Origin of the sequence: Pseudomonas sp. Wu6 (assembly GCF_019891515.1) — a bacterium.
Lineage (GTDB): Bacteria > Pseudomonadota > Gammaproteobacteria > Pseudomonadales > Pseudomonadaceae > Aquipseudomonas > Aquipseudomonas orientalis_A.
Genome location: NZ_JAFLXH010000012.1, coordinates 19,918 through 40,752 on the forward strand (window position 1 = coordinate 19,918; position 20,835 = coordinate 40,752).

General features: G+C 62.5%; 18 protein-coding genes. 9 read left to right on the forward strand and 9 right to left on the reverse strand.

Annotation, left to right across the window (positions count from 1 at the left end):
* Positions 1–35 precede the first annotated feature (35 nt).
* From J1G34_RS10750 to J1G34_RS10770, 5 genes are all read left to right on the forward strand, one after another.
* On the forward strand, positions 36–788 hold the full coding sequence (locus tag J1G34_RS10750) for an ABC transporter permease (protein ID WP_370671691.1): 753 nt from the start codon (positions 36–38) through the stop codon (positions 786–788).
* Positions 789–807: 19 nt separating this feature from the next.
* Positions 808–1,701 (forward strand): glycine betaine ABC transporter substrate-binding protein, encoded by an 894-nt coding sequence (locus tag J1G34_RS10755; RefSeq protein ID WP_065893644.1) that lies wholly within the window; start codon positions 808–810, stop codon positions 1,699–1,701.
* A gap of 12 nt (positions 1,702–1,713) precedes the next feature.
* Positions 1,714–2,367, forward strand: coding sequence for an ABC transporter permease (locus tag J1G34_RS10760; RefSeq protein ID WP_057726112.1), 654 nt, complete (start codon positions 1,714–1,716; stop codon positions 2,365–2,367).
* Positions 2,364–3,521: an osmoprotectant ABC transporter ATP-binding protein OsmV gene (locus J1G34_RS10765; RefSeq protein ID WP_005784718.1), complete on the forward strand. Its 1,158-nt coding sequence runs from the start codon at positions 2,364–2,366 to the stop codon at positions 3,519–3,521. The genes J1G34_RS10760 and J1G34_RS10765 overlap by 4 nt, the downstream gene beginning before the upstream one ends.
* Positions 3,522–4,301: 780 nt before the next feature.
* Positions 4,302–5,465 (forward strand): type III PLP-dependent enzyme, encoded by a 1,164-nt coding sequence (locus J1G34_RS10770; protein WP_222994002.1) that lies wholly within the window; start codon positions 4,302–4,304, stop codon positions 5,463–5,465.
* Between the two features lie 61 nt (positions 5,466–5,526).
* Here J1G34_RS10770 and J1G34_RS10775 read toward each other — a convergent pair whose 3' ends face one another.
* Both J1G34_RS10775 and J1G34_RS10780 read right to left on the reverse strand, forming a co-directional pair.
* Positions 5,527–5,802, reverse strand: a complete 276-nt coding sequence (locus J1G34_RS10775; protein ID WP_065883631.1) for a type II toxin-antitoxin system RelE/ParE family toxin — start codon at positions 5,800–5,802, stop codon at positions 5,527–5,529.
* Complete coding sequence (locus J1G34_RS10780; protein WP_065893646.1) at positions 5,802–6,068, reverse strand: CopG family ribbon-helix-helix protein; 267 nt, start codon at positions 6,066–6,068, stop codon at positions 5,802–5,804. Before J1G34_RS10780 ends, J1G34_RS10775 begins: the two co-directional genes overlap by 1 nt.
* A gap of 70 nt (positions 6,069–6,138) precedes the next feature.
* On the opposite strand from J1G34_RS10780, the gene J1G34_RS10785 reads away from it, so the two are divergent.
* Positions 6,139–6,336 (forward strand): hypothetical protein, encoded by a 198-nt coding sequence (locus tag J1G34_RS10785; RefSeq protein ID WP_065896488.1) that lies wholly within the window; start codon positions 6,139–6,141, stop codon positions 6,334–6,336.
* A 1-nt stretch (position 6,337) separates the two neighbouring features.
* Positions 6,338–8,863 carry a PepSY domain-containing protein gene (locus J1G34_RS10790; RefSeq protein ID WP_222994004.1) on the forward strand — a complete coding sequence of 842 codons (2,526 nt, stop codon included), beginning with the start codon at positions 6,338–6,340 and terminating at the stop codon, positions 8,861–8,863.
* A 131-nt stretch (positions 8,864–8,994) separates the two neighbouring features.
* Here the strand turns inward: J1G34_RS10790 and J1G34_RS10795 are convergent, their stop codons facing one another.
* The 4 genes from J1G34_RS10795 to ptsP all read right to left on the reverse strand — a co-directional run bounded on the left by J1G34_RS10795 (position 8,995) and on the right by ptsP (position 16,225).
* A complete protein-coding gene (locus tag J1G34_RS10795) occupies positions 8,995–10,536 on the reverse strand; it encodes an alkaline phosphatase D family protein (RefSeq protein ID WP_222994006.1) in 1,542 nt (513 codons plus the stop codon).
* A gap of 194 nt (positions 10,537–10,730) precedes the next feature.
* A complete protein-coding gene (locus J1G34_RS10800) occupies positions 10,731–12,434 on the reverse strand; it encodes a PTS fructose-like transporter subunit IIB (protein ID WP_122737673.1) in 1,704 nt (567 codons plus the stop codon).
* 11 nt (positions 12,435–12,445) lie between these two features.
* Positions 12,446–13,366: a 1-phosphofructokinase gene (gene pfkB / locus J1G34_RS10805; RefSeq protein WP_222994013.1), complete on the reverse strand. Its 921-nt coding sequence runs from the start codon at positions 13,364–13,366 to the stop codon at positions 12,446–12,448.
* A complete protein-coding gene (gene ptsP / locus J1G34_RS10810; protein ID WP_065896492.1) occupies positions 13,367–16,225 on the reverse strand; it encodes a phosphoenolpyruvate--protein phosphotransferase in 2,859 nt (952 codons plus the stop codon). It abuts the gene before it with no gap.
* A 293-nt stretch (positions 16,226–16,518) separates the two neighbouring features.
* Here ptsP and cra point away from each other — a divergent pair, with 293 nt between their 5' ends.
* Together cra and J1G34_RS10820 are read left to right on the forward strand one after the other, a co-directional pair.
* Complete coding sequence (cra, locus tag J1G34_RS10815) at positions 16,519–17,514, forward strand: catabolite repressor/activator (RefSeq protein WP_065891889.1); 996 nt, start codon at positions 16,519–16,521, stop codon at positions 17,512–17,514.
* Between the two features lie 2 nt (positions 17,515–17,516).
* Positions 17,517–18,293, forward strand: coding sequence for a TatD family hydrolase (locus tag J1G34_RS10820; RefSeq protein ID WP_065891888.1), 777 nt, complete (start codon positions 17,517–17,519; stop codon positions 18,291–18,293).
* Here the strand turns inward: J1G34_RS10820 and J1G34_RS10825 are convergent.
* The 3 genes from J1G34_RS10825 to ampD form a co-directional block, all read right to left on the reverse strand.
* A complete protein-coding gene (locus J1G34_RS10825) occupies positions 18,240–18,668 on the reverse strand; it encodes a hypothetical protein (RefSeq protein WP_065887981.1) in 429 nt (142 codons plus the stop codon). The two genes, J1G34_RS10820 and J1G34_RS10825, sit on opposite strands and share 54 nt — an antisense overlap.
* A gap of 759 nt (positions 18,669–19,427) precedes the next feature.
* Positions 19,428–20,264, reverse strand: a complete 837-nt coding sequence (gene ampE, locus J1G34_RS10830) for a regulatory signaling modulator protein AmpE (protein WP_065887982.1) — start codon at positions 20,262–20,264, stop codon at positions 19,428–19,430.
* Positions 20,261–20,824, reverse strand: a complete 564-nt coding sequence (gene ampD, locus J1G34_RS10835) for a 1,6-anhydro-N-acetylmuramyl-L-alanine amidase AmpD (protein ID WP_065887983.1) — start codon at positions 20,822–20,824, stop codon at positions 20,261–20,263. Before ampD ends, ampE begins: the two co-directional genes overlap by 4 nt.
* Between the last annotated feature and the right edge of the window lie 11 nt (positions 20,825–20,835).

A 20,835-nucleotide genomic window follows, 5' to 3' on the forward strand; every position in this document is an offset into this window, starting at 1 on the left:
TTCGCTGACAGCCAGCAATGGCTTGCCACGCGGGAATGTGTTCGTCGACAGAAGAAAAAAGGAGTCCGCCTGTGGCTATTCGCTATGGCAAAGGGCTTATGGGAGCAGCGGTTGTCGTCGCGCTCCTGGCCCTGCTGGTCCACTGGATCGGCATCAACACGATCGAACTGTACCGCGACGATTTATTGTTTTACCTGCAAGCTCATTTGATTCTCGTCCTGGTCTCCATGCTGGCCGCCCTGATTGTGGGGATCCCCGCCGGTATCCTGCTCAGTCGACCGAACATGGTCGGGCGCGCAGAACGCTTCATGCAGATTTTCAACATCGGCAACACCGTCCCTCCCCTGGCCGTACTGGCCATCGCCCTCGGCGTCCTCGGCATCGGCAGCGGCCCGGCCATCTTCGCGTTGTTTCTCGCCTCTCTCCTGCCCATCGTGCGCAACACCTACGAAGGCCTGAAAAATGTGCAGGGCTCACTCAAGGAAGCCGCCACCGGCATCGGCATGACCCCGCGCCAGGTGCTGTTTCGCGTGGAATTGCCCAACGCCGTGCCGATCATCATCGGTGGCGTGCGGGTGGCCCTGGCGATCAACGTCGGCACCGCGCCACTGGCGTTCCTGATCGGTGCCAACAGCCTGGGCAGCCTGATCTTCCCGGGCATCGCCCTGAACAACCAGCCGCAACTGCTGCTCGGCGCCGCCTGCACCGCGCTGCTCGCATTGCTGCTTGATGGCCTGGTGACCATGGCCAGCCGCCTCTGGCTGGAACGCGGGCTGCGCCCGTCTTAACGCCAGGTAAGGAATCGAGATGAAAAAACTAAGCTTGATATTAGGCTGCTTCCTGCTGCTTGCAGGTATTGCGCAAGCCGCTGAAAAACCGGTGATTCGCATCGGCGCCCGGGTGTTCACCGAACAGACCCTGCTGGCCGAAATCACTTCCCAGTACCTGCGCAGCAAGGGCTACGACGCCCGCGTGACCGGCGGCCTGGGCAGCAACCTGGCGAGAAGCGCCCAGGAAAGCGGGCAACTGGATCTGATCTGGGAATACACCGGCGTGTCGCTGGTGGCCTACAACCATATCGACGAGAAGCTCGACAGCGAACAGTCCTACGCGCGGGTAAAGGAACTCGACGCGAAAAAGGGCCTGGTCTGGCTGTCGCCGTCGCGCTTCAGCAACACCTACGCCCTGGCGTTGCCCGAGAAAGTGGCTCAGGAACACCCCGAGATCAACAGCATCAGCGATCTCACCAAAGCCATGGCCGAAGACGCCAAGGATCACCGCCTGGTCGCCCTGGACACCGAGTTCGCCAACCGCTCCGACGGCCTGGCAGGCATGGTCAAGCTGTACGACATGAACCTGACGCGCAAGAACACTCGGCAGATGGACGCAGGCCTGGTCTACACCGCGTTGCGTAATGGCCAAGTGTTTGCCGGCCTGGTCTACACCACCGACGGTCGCCTGAACGCGTTCAAGTTGAAGCTGCTCGAGGACGACAAGCACTACTTCCCGGACTACACCGCCGCCCCGGTGATCCGCCAGGACTACCTCGACAAGCACCCGCAACTGGCCGCCGAGCTCAAGCCTTTGGCCACGCTGTTCGACGACCAAACCATGCGCCAGCTCAATGCGCGAGTCGACGTCGACCATGAAAGCCCGTCCGCCGTTGCCGCCGATTTCCTGCGCCAACATCCAATCAACTAACGAGGAGAAGACATGGAATTTTTGAACGCCTTTTCCCATCTTGATTGGGCCCAGGTCCTGCACCTGACCTGGCAGCACATCACCCTGGTCGGTATCGCTGTGATTCTCGCGATTGTCGTCGGTGTGCCCCTGGGCGTGCTGATGACCCGCTACCCGACCCTCGCGGGCCCCTTGCAAGCCAGCGCCACGGTATTGCTCACGGTGCCCTCCATCGCCCTGTTCGGCCTGCTGCTGCCGTTCTACTCCAAGTTCGGCCAGGGCCTGGGGCCGATGCCGGCGATTACCGCCGTGTTCCTCTACTCCCTGTTGCCGATCATGCGTAACACCTACCTGGCGCTCACCGGTGTCGAGCCGGGCATCCGCGAGGCCGCCAAAGGCATCGGCATGACCTTCGGCCAGCGCCTGCGCATGGTCGAACTGCCGATTGCCGTGCCGGTGATCCTCGCCGGTGTGCGCACCGCCGTGGTGATGAACATCGGCGTGATGACCATCGCCGCCACCATCGGCGCCGGTGGCCTGGGTGTACTTATTCTGGCTTCCATCAGCCGCAGCGACATGTCGATGCTGATTGTCGGCGCCGTGCTGGTCAGTCTCCTGGCCATCTTCGCCGACCTGCTTCTGCAATGGCTGCAACGCTCGCTGACTCCAAAAGGATTGCTCAAATGATCGAACTTCAAAACCTGTCCAAGACTTTTCAAAGCAACGGCAAGACTGTCACCGCCGTCAACGATGTGAGCCTGACCGTCAACGAAGGCGAAATTTGCGTGTTCCTCGGCCCGTCGGGCTGCGGCAAGAGTACGACGCTGAAGATGATCAACCGTCTGATCAAGCCTTCCTCGGGCAAGATCCTGATCAACGGCGAAGACACCACCGACCTGGACGAAGTGACCCTGCGTCGCAACATCGGCTACGTGATCCAGCAGATCGGCCTGTTCCCGAACATGACCATCGAAGAAAACATCGTGGTGGTGCCCAAGCTGCTCGGCTGGGACAAGCAGAAATGCCACGACCGCGCCCGCGAACTGATGAGCATGATCAAGCTCGAACCCAAGCAGTACCTGCACCGCTACCCGCGTGAATTGTCGGGCGGCCAGCAACAGCGCATCGGTGTGATTCGTGCCCTGGCGGCCGATGCGCCGTTGCTGCTGATGGATGAACCGTTCGGTGCGGTCGACCCGATCAACCGCGAGATGATCCAGAACGAGTTCTTCGAAATGCAGCGTGCGCTGAACAAGACCGTGATCATGGTTAGCCACGACATCGACGAGGCCATCAAGCTGGGCGACAAGATTGCGATCTTCCGGGCCGGCAAGCTGCTGCAGATCGACCATCCCGATACGCTGCTGGCGCACCCGGCGGACGAGTTCGTCAGCAACTTCGTCGGCCAGGACAGTACCCTCAAGCGCCTGTTGCTGGTCAAGGCCGAAGACGCGGCGGACAACGCGCCGTCGGTGAGCCCGGAAACCCCGGTGGCCGATGCGCTGGAACTGATGGACGAGCACGACCGCCGCTATGTGGTGGTCACCTGCGCCGAGAACAAGGCGCTGGGCTATGTACGACGTCGCGACCTGCACCGTCAGACCGGTACCTGCGGCCAATACCTGCGCGAGTTCAACGCCACGGCGGCGTATGACGAGCATTTGCGCATCCTGCTGTCGCGCATGTACGAGTTCAACCGTTCATGGTTGCCGGTGATGGATGCCGAGCGGGTGTTCCTGGGCGAGGTGACCCAGGAGTCGATTGCCGAGTACCTGAGTTCCGGCAAGTCCCGTGGCGGCAAGACCAGTATCGTCTCGCCGGCCGAGACCGCCCTGGCCTGACCTGACCTGACACCCTGGGGGGCAAATGTGGGAGGGGGCTTGCCCCCGATGGCGGCCTCTGGGCCGACCAGGATGTTGGATCAGATCGAGTACATATCCGTTTCTGCGGTCACGGCCACTTAGGGTTCCGCTTTTACAGCGGCTCACTTTTGAAAAGCGCAAAAGTAAGCAAAACGCTCTTGCCCCACCACTCGGCACCTCGCCTAGGCTCGGTGTGCCCTCTCTCCGGCCAGCGTGGTTTAACGGGGCGCCTGAGATCAAGATCAAAAGCAGATCAAGATCAAGAGCGGCTCGCTTCGCATCGTGGTTACGGTTGAGCGCTACAGGGTTGTGTAGATACCCATGCCCCGATGAGGGTGGGTCAGTTGATAACTCTATAACTGACCCACCGCCATCGGGGGCAAGCCCCCTCCCACATTTGCCCCCCAGGGTGTCAGTGAAATACAGTCGATTTGCCCCATCCGGGGAACATCAATCCGTCACACCGGTCGGTTACATAAGTAGCTGCACGGGGTCGCGCGACGAACGCGTGCAAAAACGCGACATTTTTAGTTGATCCCACGCCCATCAAGCCCTAAAGTTCGCGCCGAACGTCCATGCTGGAAACGATCCATCCGGCTCAAGTACTGACGACGAGACAGCAAGGCCAAGGGACGCGTATCCCATGGCCTTTTTGCTTTCGGCGACATGCCTTGGGAAGTAGGCGAACCAAAGTGGGGATACGGAGGACGTTCATTTGCACCCATTGATTAATACAGTTTGCCCTTAGGAGTTCCCAGCATGTCGATCAACGTCGAAGATTATTTCGCGCGCGCCACCTTTGACAAAATGAAGGCGTTCGCCGACAAACAGGAAACCCCGTTCGTGGTGATCGACACCGCGATGATCAGCCAGGCCTACGATGACCTGCGCGCCGGTTTCGAATTCGCCAAGGTGTATTACGCGGTCAAGGCCAACCCGGCCGTCGAGATCATCGACCTGTTGAAAGACAAGGGTTCGAGCTTCGACATCGCCTCGATCTACGAGCTGGACAAGGTCATGGACCGTGGCGTCGGCGCCGACCGTATCAGCTACGGCAACACCATCAAGAAATCCAAGGACATCCGCTACTTCTACGAGAAGGGCGTGCGCCTGTTCTCCACCGACTCCGAAGCCGACCTGCGCAACATCGCCAAGGCTGCGCCGGGTTCGAAAGTGTATGTGCGCATCCTCACCGAAGGCTCGACCACGGCCGACTGGCCTTTGTCGCGCAAGTTCGGCTGCCAGACCGACATGGCCATGGACCTGCTGATCCTCGCCCGTGACCTGGGCCTGGTGCCCTACGGCATCTCGTTCCACGTCGGTTCCCAGCAGCGCGACATCAGCGTGTGGGACGCGGCGATCGCCAAGGTCAAAGTGATCTTCGAACGCCTGAAGGAAGAAGACGGCATCGAATTGAAGTTGATCAACATGGGCGGTGGCTTCCCGGCCAACTACATCACCCGCACCAACAGCCTGGAAACCTACGCTGAAGAAATCATCCGCTTCCTCAAGGAAGACTTCGGTGACGACCTGCCGGAAATCATCCTGGAACCGGGCCGTTCGTTGATCGCCAACGCCGGTATCCTGGTCAGCGAAGTGGTGCTGGTAGCGCGCAAATCGCGTACCGCCGTCGAGCGTTGGGTTTACACGGATGTGGGCAAGTTCTCCGGCCTGATCGAAACCATGGACGAAGCCATCAAGTTCCCGATCTGGACCGAGAAGAAAGGCGAGATGGAAGAAGTGGTCATCGCCGGCCCCACCTGCGACAGCGCCGACATCATGTACGAAAACTACAAGTACGGCCTGCCGCTGAACCTGGCGATTGGCGATCGCTTATACTGGCTGTCGACCGGTGCCTACACCACCAGCTACAGCGCGGTTGAGTTCAATGGGTTTCCGCCGTTGAAATCGTTTTACGTGTAAGACGGCTGCAACTAAAAAGCCCATGACGTTTCATGGGCTTTTTTGTGCGTGCTCCGGGGTTTCAGCGGTCCTCGCGAACGTGCCATAACCGTAAAACATAGAGTGTCGACTGTTGAATTTCGTAGCGCATTTCGTAACGGCCAACCAAAAGTCTTCTTACGTCTCGCGGCGAAAACTCTTCAATTCTTTCCCCGATACGCGGATTACTGAGCAATGTGTCCGGTGCCCGGGAGAGTGCCTGCACGGTGCGGGCGGCCGCTTGGCGGTTCACCACAGAGAGGAAGTCGTACAATCGAGCCAAGTCGGATAAGGCTTTACTTGTCCACTTCAGCTCCATCAGCGCGGAACCGGCAGCGGCGAGTCGGTGTCCAGGCTATCAGCCCAGGCCTGCACTGCCTGGTGATCAATCACACGCCCCGCATCGACATCCGCCATCGCTTCAAGCGTCAAGCGACTGCGCTCTTCTTCTTGATCGACCCAATCGACGAGAGCTTGCTTGACCACCCATCCACGTGAGCGATCCATCCGTGCGGCCATCTGGTCGACTTTCTGAGCAAGAGCGGTGGGAATGTGAGCGGTCATTACTTTGGTATCGGCCCCCATGGACACTCTCCTCGGGATATCTGGCGCAAGTGATTAAATATGATTCAAGCTTAATCATAGTGATTTAACGTTGAGCAACAACCTCAATTCATCGCCGTTCATCGACTTTGTTCCAGACTTGCGCAACACCCGCGCGGCCATCAGCACGTTCTCCATCAAGCACAACAAGCCCCACGCATCAGATGCGCGGGGCTTTTGCGTGTTTTTCGGCAACTCACGGCATAATGCGCGCCGTGACACCTATATCCAGCTAAGCGAGGCGCTTTGACGTGTTGAAGAAAACCCTGTTTCAGTTGCACTGGTTCTTCGGCATCACGGCCGGGCTGGTGCTGGCCTTGATGGGGATCACCGGGGCTGCGTACTCGTTCCAGGATGAAATCCTGCGCGCGCTCAACCCCACGGTACTGAACGTGCAGAAGCGCGAAGCCGGCGTGCTGCCGCCCGCCGAGCTGGTGCGCAAGCTGGAAGCCGCCGAAGGCAAGCGCGTGGCCATGCTGTGGGTGGAAGACCACAGCGGCAAAGCCGCCCGCGTGTCCTTTACCCCGCCGCCAGGCGAGCAGCGTGGCCCGTTGCGTTACTTCGATCCGTATACCGGCGACTACCTGGGTGACGCCGTCGGCCAGGATGTGTTCGGCTTCATCCTGCAGTTGCACCGCTTCCTCGCCATCGGCGACACCGGCCGCAACATCACTGGCGCCTGCACCCTGATCCTGCTGTTCTTCTGCCTTTCCGGCCTGTACCTGCGCTGGCCGCGCCAGGTCAGGAACTGGCGTGTATGGCTGACCCTGGACTGGCGTAAAAAGGGCCGCAGCTTCAATTGGGATTTGCACTCGGTGTTCGGCACCTGGTGCCTGCTGCTTTATCTGCTGGCAGCGCTGACCGGGCTGTATTGGTCCTACGACTGGTACAGCCGTGGCGTGACCCAACTGCTGTCCGATGCGCCGCAGAACGAGCGCATGCGCAAGCGCGGCCCGCCACCCGCAGGCCCTGCGCCCGCGGCCAACTATGAAGCGATCTGGAGCAGCATCTACAGCAATGCAGGCCCTGGCTTGAGCGCCTACAACATCCGCCTGCCGGCCGTCGCCGGGCAACCGGCCACCGTGTATTACCTGCTCGACAGCTCGCCCCATGACCGCGCGCTGAACCAGATCAACCTCGACCCGGCCACAGGCGAGGTCACGGCCCATGAGCGTTACGCCAGCAAGAGCCTCAAGGCGCAGTTGCTGACCAGTGTTTATGCGCTGCACACCGGCAGTTATTTCGGGCTGGTCGGGCGAATTGTGCTCACCGTGAGCGCGCTGCTCATGCCCTTGTTCTTTATCACCGGCTGGCTGCTGTACCTGGACCGTCGCCGCAAAAAACGCCAGGTGCGTGATGCGCGCAAAGGCCTGGTGGCAAGCCACGACGACGCGCCGGCCTGGTTGATCGGCTTTGCCAGCCAGAGCGGCTTTGCCGAACAGTTGGCCTGGCAGACCGCCGGGCAATTGCAGGCCGCAGGGCTTGGGGTGAAGGTGCAGCCCCTGGGCAGCGTCAGCCGCGATGACCTCAGTCAGGCGCAACAGGCGTTGTTCGTGGTCAGTACATTCGGTGACGGCGAAGCGCCCGACAGCGCCCGTGGCTTCGAGCGCAGCGTGCTCGGCCAGGACCTGTCCCTCAAAGGCTTGAACTACTCGGTGCTGGCCCTGGGCGACCGCCAGTACGCGCACTTTTGCGGCTTTGCGAGGCGCCTGCACTTCTGGCTGACCCATCAGGGCGGCAACCCGCTGTTTGCGCCGGTGGAAGTCGACAGTGGCGACACCGAGGCCTTGCTGACCTGGCAACAACAACTCGGCCAGCTCACCGGTCACGCGCCGGCAGCGGCGTGGCAGACGGCCCGGTTTGAACACTGGACCTTGAGTCAACGCACCCTGCTCAACCCTGGCAGCGTCGGCGCCCCCGTGTACCTGCTGGGCCTCACGCCACCCTCGCCCAGCAGTTGGCTGGCCGGTGACCTGGTGGAAATCCTGCCGCGCAATGGCCCACGGGCCGTCGAGCACTTCCTGGAAGGGCTGGGCCTGGCCGGCAGCGACGGCGTATTGATCGAAGGCCTGGCGCAAACGCTGGACCAGGCCCTGGCCACACGCCAACTGCCGGACAACCGCACGCACCTGGTGGGCCTGCATGCCCAGGCACTGGTGGATGCGCTGATACCGCTGGGCATGCGCGAATACTCGATCGCCTCGATTGCCAGCGATGGCGTGCTGGAGCTGATCGTGCGCCAGGAGCGTCATCCGGACGGCAGCCTGGGCCTGGGCTCCGGTTGGCTGACTGAACACGCCGCCGTAGGCTCGAACATCAGCCTGCGCCTGCGCCGCAACAGCGGCTTCCATCTTCCCGAGGCGCCCGTGCCGCTGATCCTGCTGGGCAACGGCACCGGCCTGGCCGGCCTGCGCAGCCTGCTCAAGGCGCGCATTTCCGAGGGCCGGCAGCGTAACTGGCTGCTGTTCGGCGAACGCCATATCGCCCACGACTACCTGTGCCGGGAAGAACTGCAAGGCTGGCTGGCCAGTGGCGACCTGGCCCTGCTGGACCTGGCGTTCTCGCGGGACCAGGCGGAGAAAATCTACGTGCAGGATCGCCTGCGCGAATCCGCCGACGTGCTGCGCAAATGGCTGGCCGATGGTGCGGTGATTTATGTATGCGGCAGTTTGCAGGGCATGGCCACGGGTGTGGACCAGGCGTTGGTGGACATCCTCGGCAGTGAAGCGGTGGAGCGCCTGATCGAACAAGGCCGCTACCGCCGGGATGTGTACTGATCAATGTGGGAGGGGCTTAAGGCTTTTTGTAGGAGCGAGCTTGCTCGCGAAAAACTCACAGGCATCGCGTTCATTCAGAAAACACGCGTTATCGTTGACGTTTTTCGCGAGCAAGCTCGCTCCTACAGTTTTCAGGCGGGTTGCAGCTTCTGTTCGAACACTGAAAGCCCATCCAAGTCGCGCAAAATAACGGTCAACTCCGCCGTCTGCCCATCAATCTGCACCTCGCCGAAAAACTGAAACCCGGCAAACGGCGAGGTGTTCTGCGCCGGCGGTGCCTTCTCGAACACCACCTCGGGCCCGAAGGTCTTGTCCAACGGATTGGGCCCGAAGCTCCCCGCATTCAGTGGCCCCGCGACGAACTCCCAGAACGGTTCGAAATCCTGGAACGCCGCCCGGTCCGGGTGATAGTGATGCGCCGCGCAATAGTGCACGTCAGCGGTCAGCCATACATGGTTACGTACCTTGTGCGCGCGCAGGAACCCCAGCAACTCGGCGATTTCCAGCTCACGCCCCTGGGCCGGGCCGGGATCACCGTTGGCAATCGCTTCCCAGCGCGGCACGCCGGGGCTGACTTCACCGTCGGGCACGCCCAGCCCGATAGGCATGTCGGCTGCGACCACTTTCCACTGCGCCTGGGACGCCTTGAGTTCGCGCTTGAGCCAGTCCAGTTGCTCGCGGCCGAGGAAGGGCTTTTCGCCGCCCAGATTGTCGTCGTTCGGTCCGCGATAACTGCGCATGTCCAACACGAACACATCCAGCAGCGGACCGTAACCGAGCTTGCGATAAATTCGCCCGCCCGCGTCGGCGCTTTGCCGGCGCATCGGTGAATATTCCAGCCAGGCCTGGCGCGCACGGCCGACCAGGGTGTTGATGTCGCGAGTCTGGTAGCGCTCATCCAGCTGTTTACTCGACGACCAGTTGTTGATCACCTCGTGATCGTCCCACTGCCAGATCTGCGGCACCTCGGCATTGAAGCGCCGCACGTTTTCATCCAGCAGGTTGTAGCGGTAATTGCCGCGATATTCATCCAGGGTTTCGGCGACTTTGCTCTTGGCTTCGGTGGTGATGTTGCGCCAGATGCGTCCACCTTCGGTGGCCAGTTGCGCCGGCACCGGGCCGTCGGCGTAGATGGTGTCGCCGCTGTGGATAAAGAAGTCCGGCAGGCGCAGGCGCATGGCTTCATAGATGCGCATGCCGCCGATGTCCGGGTTGATGCCGAAGCCTTGCCCGACGGTGTCGCCACTCCACACAAAACGGATGTCGCGACGCTGTTGCGGCACGCTGCGCAGGTGGCCGAACCACGGCTCGCTGGCGATACCGGTCTGGGCGTCTTCGAAATGCACACGGTAGAAAATCGCCTGGTCGGCAGGCAACCCGGTGAGTTCGACGCGGGCGGTAAAATCGCTGCGGTTGTCGGCCAGGGGCGAGACGAATCGGCGTGGGTTGCTGAACACACTGCGGGTGTCCCACTCCACCACCATCCGTGCCGGGCGGTCGCTGCGGCTCCAGATCATCGCGCGGTCACCGAGCAGATCGCCTGATTGCACGCCATCGGTGAGCAGCGGGCGGTCATTGACCGACGCAATCACCGCCGGCGCCAGGCCCGGCAACAACAGGCCCGCGCCAACAGCTTGCATCACGCGGCGACGGCCGAGATCGAAGTGGCTCATGCGTGTGCCCTCTTGAGTATCAAAAGGGCCACTTAAGCATGGCCGGATGAAGCAGATATGACACCGCACTTTACCGCCAATGCAAATCCAAATGTGGGAGGGGGCTTGCCCCCGATGGCAGTGTGTCAGCTGCAAATAAGCTGGCTGACACACCGCTATCGGGGGCAAGCCCCCTCCCACATTTTTTTACCGCGTCAGGCAGTGACGGCCAGCTCCGCCGCTTCCGGCCGCTTGATCAGCGCATACACCACACCGGTCAGCACACTGCCGGCCACGATCGCCAGCAGATACAGCAGCGCATGATTCATCGCGTTCGGAATCACCAACACAAACAACCCGCCGTGGGGCGCGGCCAGTTTGCAGCCGAAGTACATCGACAGCGCGCCGGTCAATGCGCCACCGGCGATGCTGGCCGGGATCACGCGCAATGGGTCCTTGGCGGCAAACGGAATCGCGCCTTCGGAGATAAAGCACAGGCCGAGAATCATCGCGGCCTTGCCGGCTTCGCGTTCAGTCTGGGCGAACTTGCGCCGGGCCAGGAACGTCGCGATGCCCATGCCAATCGGCGGCACCATGCCGGCGGCCATGGTCGCGGCCATCGGCGCCCCGCTCGACGCCGCCAGCAGGCCGACGGAAAACGCGTACGCCGCCTTGTTGATCGGCCCGCCCAAGTCGACACACATCATGCCGCCCAACAGGATGCCCAACAGCACCGCGTTGGTGGTGCCCATGGTGCTGAGAAAATCCGTCAGCCCGGTCAGCAAGCGCGCCACCGGTGGGCCAACGAGATAGATCATGGCCAGGCCAGTGAACAAACTGGCGAGCAACGGGATGATCAGGATCGGTTTGAGCGCCTCCAGGCTTTGCGGCAGGCGCACTGCCCGGGAGATCAGCTTGACGCTGTAGCCGGCCAGGAAACCGGCGAAGATCCCGCCAATGAACCCGGCGCCCAGCGTGCCCGCCAGCAGGCCACCGATCATGCCCGGCGCCAGGCCGGGGCGATCGGCAATCGAGTAGGCGATGTAGCCGGCGAGCAACGGCACCATCAGCATGAACGCCTGGTCGCCGACGGTTTTCAGCGCCGCCGCCAGGGTGCCTTTTTCTTCAAAGGCATGGATGCCGAACACAAAGGACAAGGCGATCAACAAACCGCCCGCCACCACCATCGGCAACATGAACGACACCCCGGTGAGCAGGTGTTTGTACACGCCGGTTTTTTCCGACTTGGCCACTGCGCCGCTGCCGGCGCTTTCCACCGCGCCTTCGGCCAGCGCCTTGTTGAGCGTGGCTTCCGATTGCTTGAGGGCAATACCGGTGCCGCAGCGGTAGATCTTCTTGCCGGCGAAGCGCTCGGTGGCGACTTCGATATCCGCCGCCAGCAGCACCACGTCGGCGTCGGCGATGGCCTGCGGACTCAACGGCGTGCGCGCACCGACCGAGCCCTGGGTCTCGACCTGCAAGTCATAGCCCAGGCGCTTGGCCGTCTGCTGCAAGGCCTCGGCGGCCATGAACGTATGGGCAACGCCGGTCGGGCAAGCGGTAATCGCGACAATGCGCGGGGCATTCCCGGCCGGTGCCTCGGTCGCCACGTACACCTGCGCCTCCTCGGCGCCCCGACGCAACACCGCGTCGACATCCGCCAGCGCCTGGGCCGGCGTGCTCTGGAACACGCGCTTGCCGACAAAACGCTGCATATCCACCGGCGTGCTGCTGACCAGCAACACCCACTCGGCGTCATCGAGGGTCGCCTGGGACAGCTGGCTGTCCGGGCGCTGCACGTCCACCACTTCGACACTGGTGCTCCAGCCCTGGCGCTGTGCGGCGGCGTCCAGCAAGCGGGCGCACAGCACACTGGTGACCATGCCGTTCGGGCAGGCGGTAACAATGGCTAACTTCATCACAAACCCTCTTATTGTTCTGTCAGCGTGCGCACATCGACGCCGCTTTCGAGACGCGCCAACTGCGCGTCATCGCTGATGCCGAAACCGATCTGCGTCACCGCCATCGCGGCAATCGCCGTGGCGCGGCGCAGGGTCTGCTCGGGCGCTTCGTCGCGCAGCAGGCCGTGGAGCATGCCCGCCAGCAGCGAATCGCCGGCGCCTACGGTGCTGGCCACCGTCACCTTGGGCGGCGAGGCCTGCAGGGTCGCCCCCGAGCTGTACCAGCTCACGCCGGCAGCACCGTCCGAGACCACCACATGTTCCACGCCCTGTTGATGCAACTGGCGGATGGCATCGGTGGCGTTATCCAGCGCCTGGGCAAGCTCTTCAGTATTGGGCTTGACCATCCAGGGGCCCGCCTTCAACCCGGCGCGCAAGGCTTCGCCGCTGGTGTCCAGGGCCACTTTCAGACCGAGGTTTTTCAATTGCTCGATCAGTGCCTGAAACCATTGCGGGCTGACGCCACGCGGCAAGCTGCCGGCGACCACCACCGCGTCGAAGTCAGGGCCGATCAGCGCAAGTCGCTTGAGCAGTTCGGCTTGCGCCTGCTCGCTCACCAGCGGCCCCGGCGCGTTGATGTCGGTCACCCGGCCATCCTGTTCGGCAATCTTGATATTGCTGCGGGTTTCCCCCGGCACGCGAACGAACGCGTCGCCAAACCCACAGTGGGCGATCAGTGCTTCGAACGCCTGCGGGTTGTCTTCACCGAGAAAGCCGCCCACGGTCACCGCGTGGCCAAGGTCCGCCAGCACCTGCGCCACGTTCACGCCCTTGCCGGCGGCATGGGTGATGAGCGTTTCGCTGCGGTTGACCGCACCGGGTTCCAGGCGCGCCAGGCGTACCGTGAGGTCCAACGCCGGGTTCAGCGTCAGGGTCAAAATCCTTGCCATTTACACGGCCTCCACTAGAGCACGTACTTCGGCGGGCGAGCCCACCGCGAGTGCCTGTTGCGCCAGGCCCTGGGCCTGGCTCAGGCTGAATTCACGCACCCGCGCCTTCACTTCGGGGATGCTGCGGGCCGACACGCTCAACTCGTCCACACCCAGGCCAATCAGCACCGGCACCGCCAGCGGGTCCGCCGCCAGCTCGCCGCACACGCCGACCCATTTGCCATGGGCATGGGCGGCACGCACGGTGATGTCGATCAGTTGCAGCACGGCCGGGTGCAGGCCATCGGCCTGGGCCGACAGTGTCGGGTGCCCACGGTCGATGGCCAGGGTGTATTGGGTCAGGTCGTTGGTGCCGACGCTGAAAAAGTCGACTTCCCGGGCGAGCACCGGCGCCAGCAGCGCGGCCGACGGCACTTCGATCATGATCCCCAGTTGCAGGTCGGCCACCGGGATTTCCAGGCGCAGACGCTCGGTCATGTCCCGAGCCGCGCGCCATTCATCCACGCTGCCGACCATGGGGAACATGATGCGCAACGGCCGGTTGTCCGCCGAACGCAACAGCGCGCGCAGTTGCGCTTCCATGATCTGCGGGCGTTGCAGGGTCAGGCGAATGCCGCGCACGCCGAGGAAGGGGTTTTCTTCCTCGGCAATCGGCCAGTACGGCAGCGGTTTATCGCCGCCCACATCGAGGGTGCGTACCACCAGCGGGCGCCCGTCAAGACCGTCGAGTACGCGGCGGTATTCAGCTTCCTGGGTGGCTTCGTCCGGCGCTTGCGGGTGGGCCATGAAAATCAGCTCGGTGCGTAACAGGCCGATGCCCTCGGCGCCCTGCTCCACCGCCGCGGCCACTCCGGCGCTTTCGCCGATATTGGCGAACACTTCCACCGCGTGGCCGTCGCGGGTCAGCGCCGGTTCATGGCGTTGCGCAGAGGCGGCTTGCAGGCGTTGCTCGCGAGTGTCGCGCTCGACGGTCGCGCGTTGCAGGGTGGCCGCATCGGGGTCGACGTGCAGGCGGCCGCGCTGGCCGTCGAGCAACAAGGGTGTACCGGCGCCCAGCAGCAATACCGCCGCGCCGGCCCCGACCAGTGCGGGAATGCCAAGCGCGCGGGCGACAATGGCGCTGTGGGCCGTGGCGCCGCCACGGGCCGTGAGGATGCCGGCGACACGGGCCGGGTCCAGGCGCGCGACGTCCGAAGGGCCGACTTCGTCCATCACCAGGATGTAGGGTTCATTGGGTTCCTGCGCAGTGTCGACGCCGCACAGTTGCGCCAATACGCGGCGACCGATGTCGCGCAGGTCGGCAGCGCGCTCGGCGAGCAAGGCATCCTGCAACGACTCCTGCTGCCGGGCAGCCGCTTCGATCACGCTCATCCAGGCCGCTTCGGCGCTTTCGCCTTGCTTGAGACGGGTGTCGACTTCGTCGGTCAGCTCCGGGTCGTCGAGCATTTCCTGGTGAGTGATGAAGATCTCGCGAATCGCCTTGGACTGGCTGCGTTCGATCAGGCCCTCGATATCGCGACGCACATCACTCAGCGCAGCCTGCAGGCGCTGGCGCTCAACCGCGCAGGACTCACCGCGCAGTGGGTAGTCGAAGACCTGTTGCACCTGGATATGCGCAGGGCCGATGGCGATACCGGGCGCGGCGGCAATTGCCTGGATCTGGCTACCGGACAGCGGCGCGCTGATCACCGGTTCGATGTCGACGGTGGCGGGCTGGGCGCTGACGGTCGGCAAAGGCTCGACCTCTTCCCCCAGGCCTTCTTCAATTGCGGCCAACAGGGCCGGCAGCGCGTCCCCGGCAATGCTCGGCTCGGCGACGAATTCCAGCACCTGGCCACGCCGCGCGCCGAGGCTCAACAGCTTGCTCAGGCTTTTAACCGATACCGCGCCGACCGGACCATCGACAATGCGCACGCGAATATCGCCATCGAAGCTTTTCGCCAGTTGCGCGAGGATCTTCGCCGGGCGTGCATGTAACCCGTGGGCATTGGCCAGGGTGATGCGCGCGCTCGGCCAGTCGGGCGGCAGTTCGCCACCCAGCACCTCAAGCACGGCACGACTGCTGGTGGCGCGGCCCAATTCCTGGCCGCGCCCTTCGATCAGCAAGGCGCACAGGCGCTCGAGCAACGCCTGATGCGCTTCGCCCAGGCTGGCCAGGCAGAACAGGCCATTGAGCGGCTGGCCCAGGTAGCGCATGGGTTTGTCCGGCGTGACGAAGGCCAGGCCCGGGCGCTTGACCGTCTGCTCGCTGTGCAGCCACCACAGGCCATCGCCCAGGGGCAGTGCATCGACTTGCTGCAACACGGCGGCAAACCCGTTGCTCACGCAATCGGCCTGGCGCAACAGGCGCGCGCCGCGCCACACCAGTTCCTCGAAATCATCGGCCGACACGCCGAGGCTGATCATCTGTGCATCCAGTGCCAGTTCCTGCGGCGCGCCTTGCAGCAGTTTCAGCAAGGCGTCGGCAGAACCGGCACGGCGCAGCGCCTGGCCGAGGTCGGTCTCACCCAGGGCGCGGGTCAGCAATTGCAGCAGGCGCAAGTGTTCATCGGATTTGGCGGCAATCCCGATCGCCAGGTACACCACCTGGCCGTCGCCCCAGTCCACGCCTTCGGGAAACTGCAACAGACGCACGCCGGTGGAAAACACCTGGTCGCGGGTTTCCGGTGTGCCGTGAGGAATGGCGATGCCTTGGCCAAGAAAGGTCGAGCCTTGGGCTTCACGGGCTTGCAAGCCACTGAGATAACCTTCGGCAACCAGGCCATCGGCCACCAGTTTTTCCGCGAGCAGGTGCAAGGCCGCAGATTTATCCACCGCCACCTGGCCCATGGATATCTGCTCTACAGTGAGCTCGAGCATGCCGTTCTCCTAGTTAGTGCGGGGTGCGCACTAGGTATTGTTTTGAATAAATCAGCTTAGCGGTGTTCAAAAGTAACTGACTGAGCGGTCAGTTGGCAGTAGCCACTCAGCGGCGAACATCGTAAAAATACCCTTGCTGAAACGTTTAATCTAGAATTTATGGCAGATTACGCGTTAATTGCGCAAGCTTGAAGGGCCACTCGGCGCCTGTTGTGGGACATTGGTCGTATGCGGGAATCGGTTACGATTGGACAAAATGTCGGGGCACGCTCAAAAAAACAAGGAAACCCGGTTTGAAACTCAGTGATATCGCACGTCTGGCCGGTGTGTCGGTCACAACCGCCAGCTATGTCATCAATGGCAAGGCCGAACAACAACGTATCAGCAACGCGACGGTGGAGCGGGTGCGGGCCGTGGTCCAGGCCCACGGTTTTACGCCTAACCCGCAAGCCGCCGGCTTGCGCAGCCGGCACACGCGCACCCTGGGCTTTATCCTGCCGGACCTGGAGAACCCCAGTTACGCACGCATTGCCAAGTTACTCGAACAAGGCGCACGGGCGCGCGGCTATCAATTGCTGATCGCCAGCTCCGACGATGAGGCTGACAGTGAGCGCCAATTGCTGCAACTGTTCCGCGCGCGGCGCTGCGATGCGCTGTTTGTCGCCAGCTGCCTGCCGGCCGAGGATGACAGCTATCGCGAACTGCAAGCCAAAGGCTTGCCGGTAATCGCCATCGACCGGGTGATGGAGCCCAGCCAGTTCTGCTCGGTGGTCAGCGACGACCGCCAAGCCTGCCAGCAGCTCACCGGCAGCCTGCTGCAACCGTTGCCCAAGCAAATCGCGCTGATCGGCGCCCATCCGGAGCTGAGCATCAGCCAGGAACGTGCTGCGGGTTTTCGTGAAGCCCTGCAAGGCTTTACCGGCGAGGTGATCGTCGAACAGGGCGAAGCCTTCAGCCGCGACTGCGGGCGACAGTTGATGGAGCAATTACTGCAGCGCCTGGGGCATCTGCCTGACGCGCTGGTGACCACGTCCTACGTACTGCTGCAAGGCGTGTTTGACGCCCTGCACGACTTCCCGCTCAAGTCGCGGCCACTGCGCCTGGGCACCTTCGGCGACACTCAGTTGCTGGACTTCCTGCCGCTGCCGGTCAACGCCATGGCCCAGCAGCATCAACTGATCGCCGACACCGCCCTGCGCCTGGCCCTGGCGGCCATTGAAGAAGAACATTACCAACCCGGCGTGCACGGCATCAGCCGAACCTTCAAGCAGCGTATTCACGAGGCCTGAGCGTGGAGCTGATCGACACCCACACCCACCTGGATTTCGCGGACTTCGACAGTGATCGTCCGCAGGTCCTCGCCCACAGCCGTCAACTCGGTGTGCGACGTATGGTGGTGCTCGGGGTTTATCAGCGCAATTGGCAAAGGTTGTGGGATCTGGTGATGGAGGATGAAGGCTTGTTCGCCGCCTTCGGCCTGCACCCGGTGTATCTCGATGAACACTGCCCTGCCGACCTGCTGGAATTGGGCGACTGGCTGACGCGCCTGCAGGGCCACCGGCAACTGTGCGCCGTGGGTGAAATCGGCCTGGATTACTTTCTTGAGCACCTGGACCGAGCGCGCCAGCAAGCGCTGTTCGAAGCCCAGTTGAAACTGGCGGTGGATTTCACCCTCCCCGCTTTGCTCCACGTACGCCGCAGTCACGCGGCGGTGATCGCCACACTCAAACGCATCCACCTGCCGCGTGGCGGCATCATTCATGCGTTCGCCGGCAGCCGGGAAGAGGCCCGCGAGTACATCAAGCTTGGCTTCAAGCTGGGCCTGGGCGGTGCCGCGACCTGGCCGCAGGCCTTGCGCATGCACAAGGTGCTGGCCCAATTGCCATTGGAAGCGGTGGTGCTGGAGACGGATGCGCCGGATATGGCCCCGGCCATGTACCCGGGCCGGCGCAACAGCCCACACCACTTGCCGGACATCTGCAGCGCCCTGGCCGAGCGCATGGGCATCAGCGCGTCACGGCTGGCTGAGGCGAGCACACGCAATGCGTGCGAGCTGTTCCAGTGGTAAGCGGCTGACGACTTGCAGGTTCAAGGTCATCCGTTGCCGATGACGCACGTAGCGCAGCACCAGAAAGTGGATCAACAGCGTCGTCAGCGAAATGTTGAATTGCCCGATCACACTGAGCAGCCCCAGCCACTCTGCAAACAGCGCTGCCAGGAGGGTCGCGCAGGTCAGCATGATCATGCCGGGCGGCACCAGCGCCCAGTGGTCCAGGGCACGAAAGCGACGCAGTTGCTTGCGGCAACACAGCTGCAGGCACGTGTGGCAATAGGTACAGACGAAGGGTTCGTCGATGGCGATGGCGTTCAGTTGCCAGGGTTTGAGTTCAAACGTCATGTCGCAGTGGGCGCAATGCCCTTTGATGCCGATGACAGCGGCCATCGCCGTGCCTCCTTGAGACCGTGACCAGATGATTCAAATGTTCACTCATTCACGGCATATTGAAAGGCCAGTAGCGAAATCAGGATAAGGGCCACGTGTGACGGGGTTAAATCCCACCGAAAATTCCTACGTGCGGAACGCGCCATAGGTATCTACACAACTTTGGCGTGACGCCGAACTTGCTCCCCGTTGCTACCCGTAGGGGGCACAGCAGCCTATCTTACTGATACCCCACAAATCCAAATGTGGGAGGGGGCTTGCCCCCGATGGCGGCCTTAGGGCCGACCAGGATGTTGGATTGGGTTGAGTACATATCCGTTTCTGCGGTCACGGCTGCTTAGGGTTCCGCTTTTACAGCGGCTCACTTTTGAAAAGCGCAAAAGTAAGCAAAACGCTCTTGCCCCACCACTCGGCACCTCGCCTAGGCTCGGTGTGCCCGAACGCAGGCTTGAATCCGTGGGCCGCCGCCACGCGCCATCCATGGCGCGGGGCGGCTAACCCGGCGTCCTGCCGGGTTACCCACGGATTCAAGCCTGCGTTCGGCCAGCGTGGTTTAACGGGGCGCCTAGGATCAAAAGCAGATCAAGATCAAGGGCGACTCGCTTCGCATCGTGGTTAGTGTTGGCGGCTATAGCCTACGAAGTTGTATGGATATAGGTTATCGGGGGCAAGCCCCCTCGCACGCTGACTGCGCCTCCCCGATTTTGGCTGATCCCTGCTCGGTCAAATGTGGGAGGGGGCTTGCCCCCGATGGCGGTCTCAGGGCAACACCGTCCAGATTGCAAATCCGGCATACCACAGCACCGCCGCACGCAGCAGCAATTCCCACAGTTGATCAAGACTGCTGATGCCTTCGGCGCCCACTACCGGTGGCGGTATTTCCGCAGCGGCCAGGCCGACTTTTTCCACCAGTTGTGCAGCGCTGATATCCCAGCTGAGCAATTCGTGGAGCATGACCCGGCTGACCCCGACAAAGTTGCCCACCAGGGCAAAGCTCGCGGCCAGCAGGCGCACCGGCAGCCAGTCAAAGGCGTGGCGCATTTGCGTGGCGCGTTCGGCCACCAGGGGGTTCTGGCTGTGCTCACTGGCCAGCGCCAGCAGGCGATAGGCCAGAGCCGCCACCGGGCCCAGCAGGAAATACCAGAAAATCACCGCGAAAAAGCTTTGGTACGCCTGCCACAGCAAGTGGCCTTGAACCCGCTCGAGCAGTTGCTCGCCACTGTCGGCACCCAGCTTCAGGTCACGTTCGGCCACGTGCTCGGCGGCTTGCAGATCACCTCGCCGCCAGGCATCACGAAACGGTCCCAACGCGGCCAACAGATCGCCACGGCCCAGACTGTAGATCACCACCAGTACATGCACCGGCAACGCCAACAAGCCATAGGCCACGGGCTCCAGCACCAGCAGCAACAAGCCCAGCAGCGCCGCGGGCAGCACCACCAGCGCCAGCAGGATCAGCCAGGGCCGCTTGCCCATGCGCGGGCTCGATTCAAGCCTGGCCAGCTCGCGCAGCCAGCCGCCGTCGCGCTGCAACCGCTGGCGCAAGGCCGAGAACTTCTCGATCCACACTGCCAGCACCAGCACCAGGAAACTCATAGTTTGTGTCCTCCATCCTGCAGCGCGCCACGAAAGCGCTTCCAATCAAAAGCCGGGCCCGGATCGGTTTTGCGGCCTGGGGCGATGTCGCTGTGACCGCAGATACGTTGGGGGGTGATCGCAGGATAAGCTGCGAGCAGCTGACGCGTCAGCTCAATCAGCGCCTGGTACTGGGCATCGGTGAACGGCAGATCATCTGTGCCTTCCAGCTCGATTCCCAACGAGAAGTCGTTGCAGGTGTCACGCCCTTCAAAGCTGGAGACGCCCGCGTGCCAGGCCCGGTCCCGGCATGCCACAAACTGCGTCACTGTACCGTCACGCTCAATCAGAAAATGCGCAGAGACCCGTAGGTGGACTATCCCCTCAAAGTAGGCATGCTCCGTTACATCCAGGCGATTCTGGAAAAACTCATGCACCTTACCGGTGGCAAACTGCGCCGGAGGCAAGCTGATGTTATGTATCACCAACAACGATACCTCACCTGCCGGGCGCTCGTTGAAGTTGGGCGAAGGGCAATGGCCAATGCCCTCGAACCAACCGCTGACGGGGTCCAACTGCATACAGGCTCCTT

What these genes read in the sequence shown, in the direction of transcription:
- J1G34_RS10750 (WP_370671691.1), top strand. Translation starts at nt 36, where the DNA reads ATGTGTTCGTCGACAGAAGAAAAAAGGAGTCCGCCTGTGGCTATTCGC.
- J1G34_RS10755 (WP_065893644.1), top strand. Translation starts at nt 808, where the DNA reads ATGAAAAAACTAAGCTTGATATTAGGCTGCTTCCTGCTGCTTGCAGGT.
- J1G34_RS10760 (WP_057726112.1), top strand. Translation starts at nt 1,714, where the DNA reads ATGGAATTTTTGAACGCCTTTTCCCATCTTGATTGGGCCCAGGTCCTG.
- J1G34_RS10765 (WP_005784718.1), top strand. Translation starts at nt 2,364, where the DNA reads ATGATCGAACTTCAAAACCTGTCCAAGACTTTTCAAAGCAACGGCAAG.
- J1G34_RS10770 (WP_222994002.1), top strand. Translation starts at nt 4,302, where the DNA reads ATGTCGATCAACGTCGAAGATTATTTCGCGCGCGCCACCTTTGACAAA.
- J1G34_RS10775 (WP_065883631.1), bottom strand. Translation starts at nt 5,802, where the DNA reads ATGGAGCTGAAGTGGACAAGTAAAGCCTTATCCGACTTGGCTCGATTG.
- J1G34_RS10780 (WP_065893646.1), bottom strand. Translation starts at nt 6,068, where the DNA reads ATGGGGGCCGATACCAAAGTAATGACCGCTCACATTCCCACCGCTCTT.
- J1G34_RS10795 (WP_222994006.1), bottom strand. Translation starts at nt 10,536, where the DNA reads ATGAGCCACTTCGATCTCGGCCGTCGCCGCGTGATGCAAGCTGTTGGC.
- J1G34_RS10800 (WP_122737673.1), bottom strand. Translation starts at nt 12,434, where the DNA reads ATGAAGTTAGCCATTGTTACCGCCTGCCCGAACGGCATGGTCACCAGT.
- pfkB (WP_222994013.1), bottom strand. Translation starts at nt 13,366, where the DNA reads ATGGCAAGGATTTTGACCCTGACGCTGAACCCGGCGTTGGACCTCACG.
- ptsP (WP_065896492.1), bottom strand. Translation starts at nt 16,225, where the DNA reads ATGCTCGAGCTCACTGTAGAGCAGATATCCATGGGCCAGGTGGCGGTG.
- J1G34_RS10825 (WP_065887981.1), bottom strand. Translation starts at nt 18,668, where the DNA reads ATGGCCGCTGTCATCGGCATCAAAGGGCATTGCGCCCACTGCGACATG.
- ampE (WP_065887982.1), bottom strand. Translation starts at nt 20,264, where the DNA reads ATGAGTTTCCTGGTGCTGGTGCTGGCAGTGTGGATCGAGAAGTTCTCG.
- ampD (WP_065887983.1), bottom strand. Translation starts at nt 20,824, where the DNA reads ATGCAGTTGGACCCCGTCAGCGGTTGGTTCGAGGGCATTGGCCATTGC.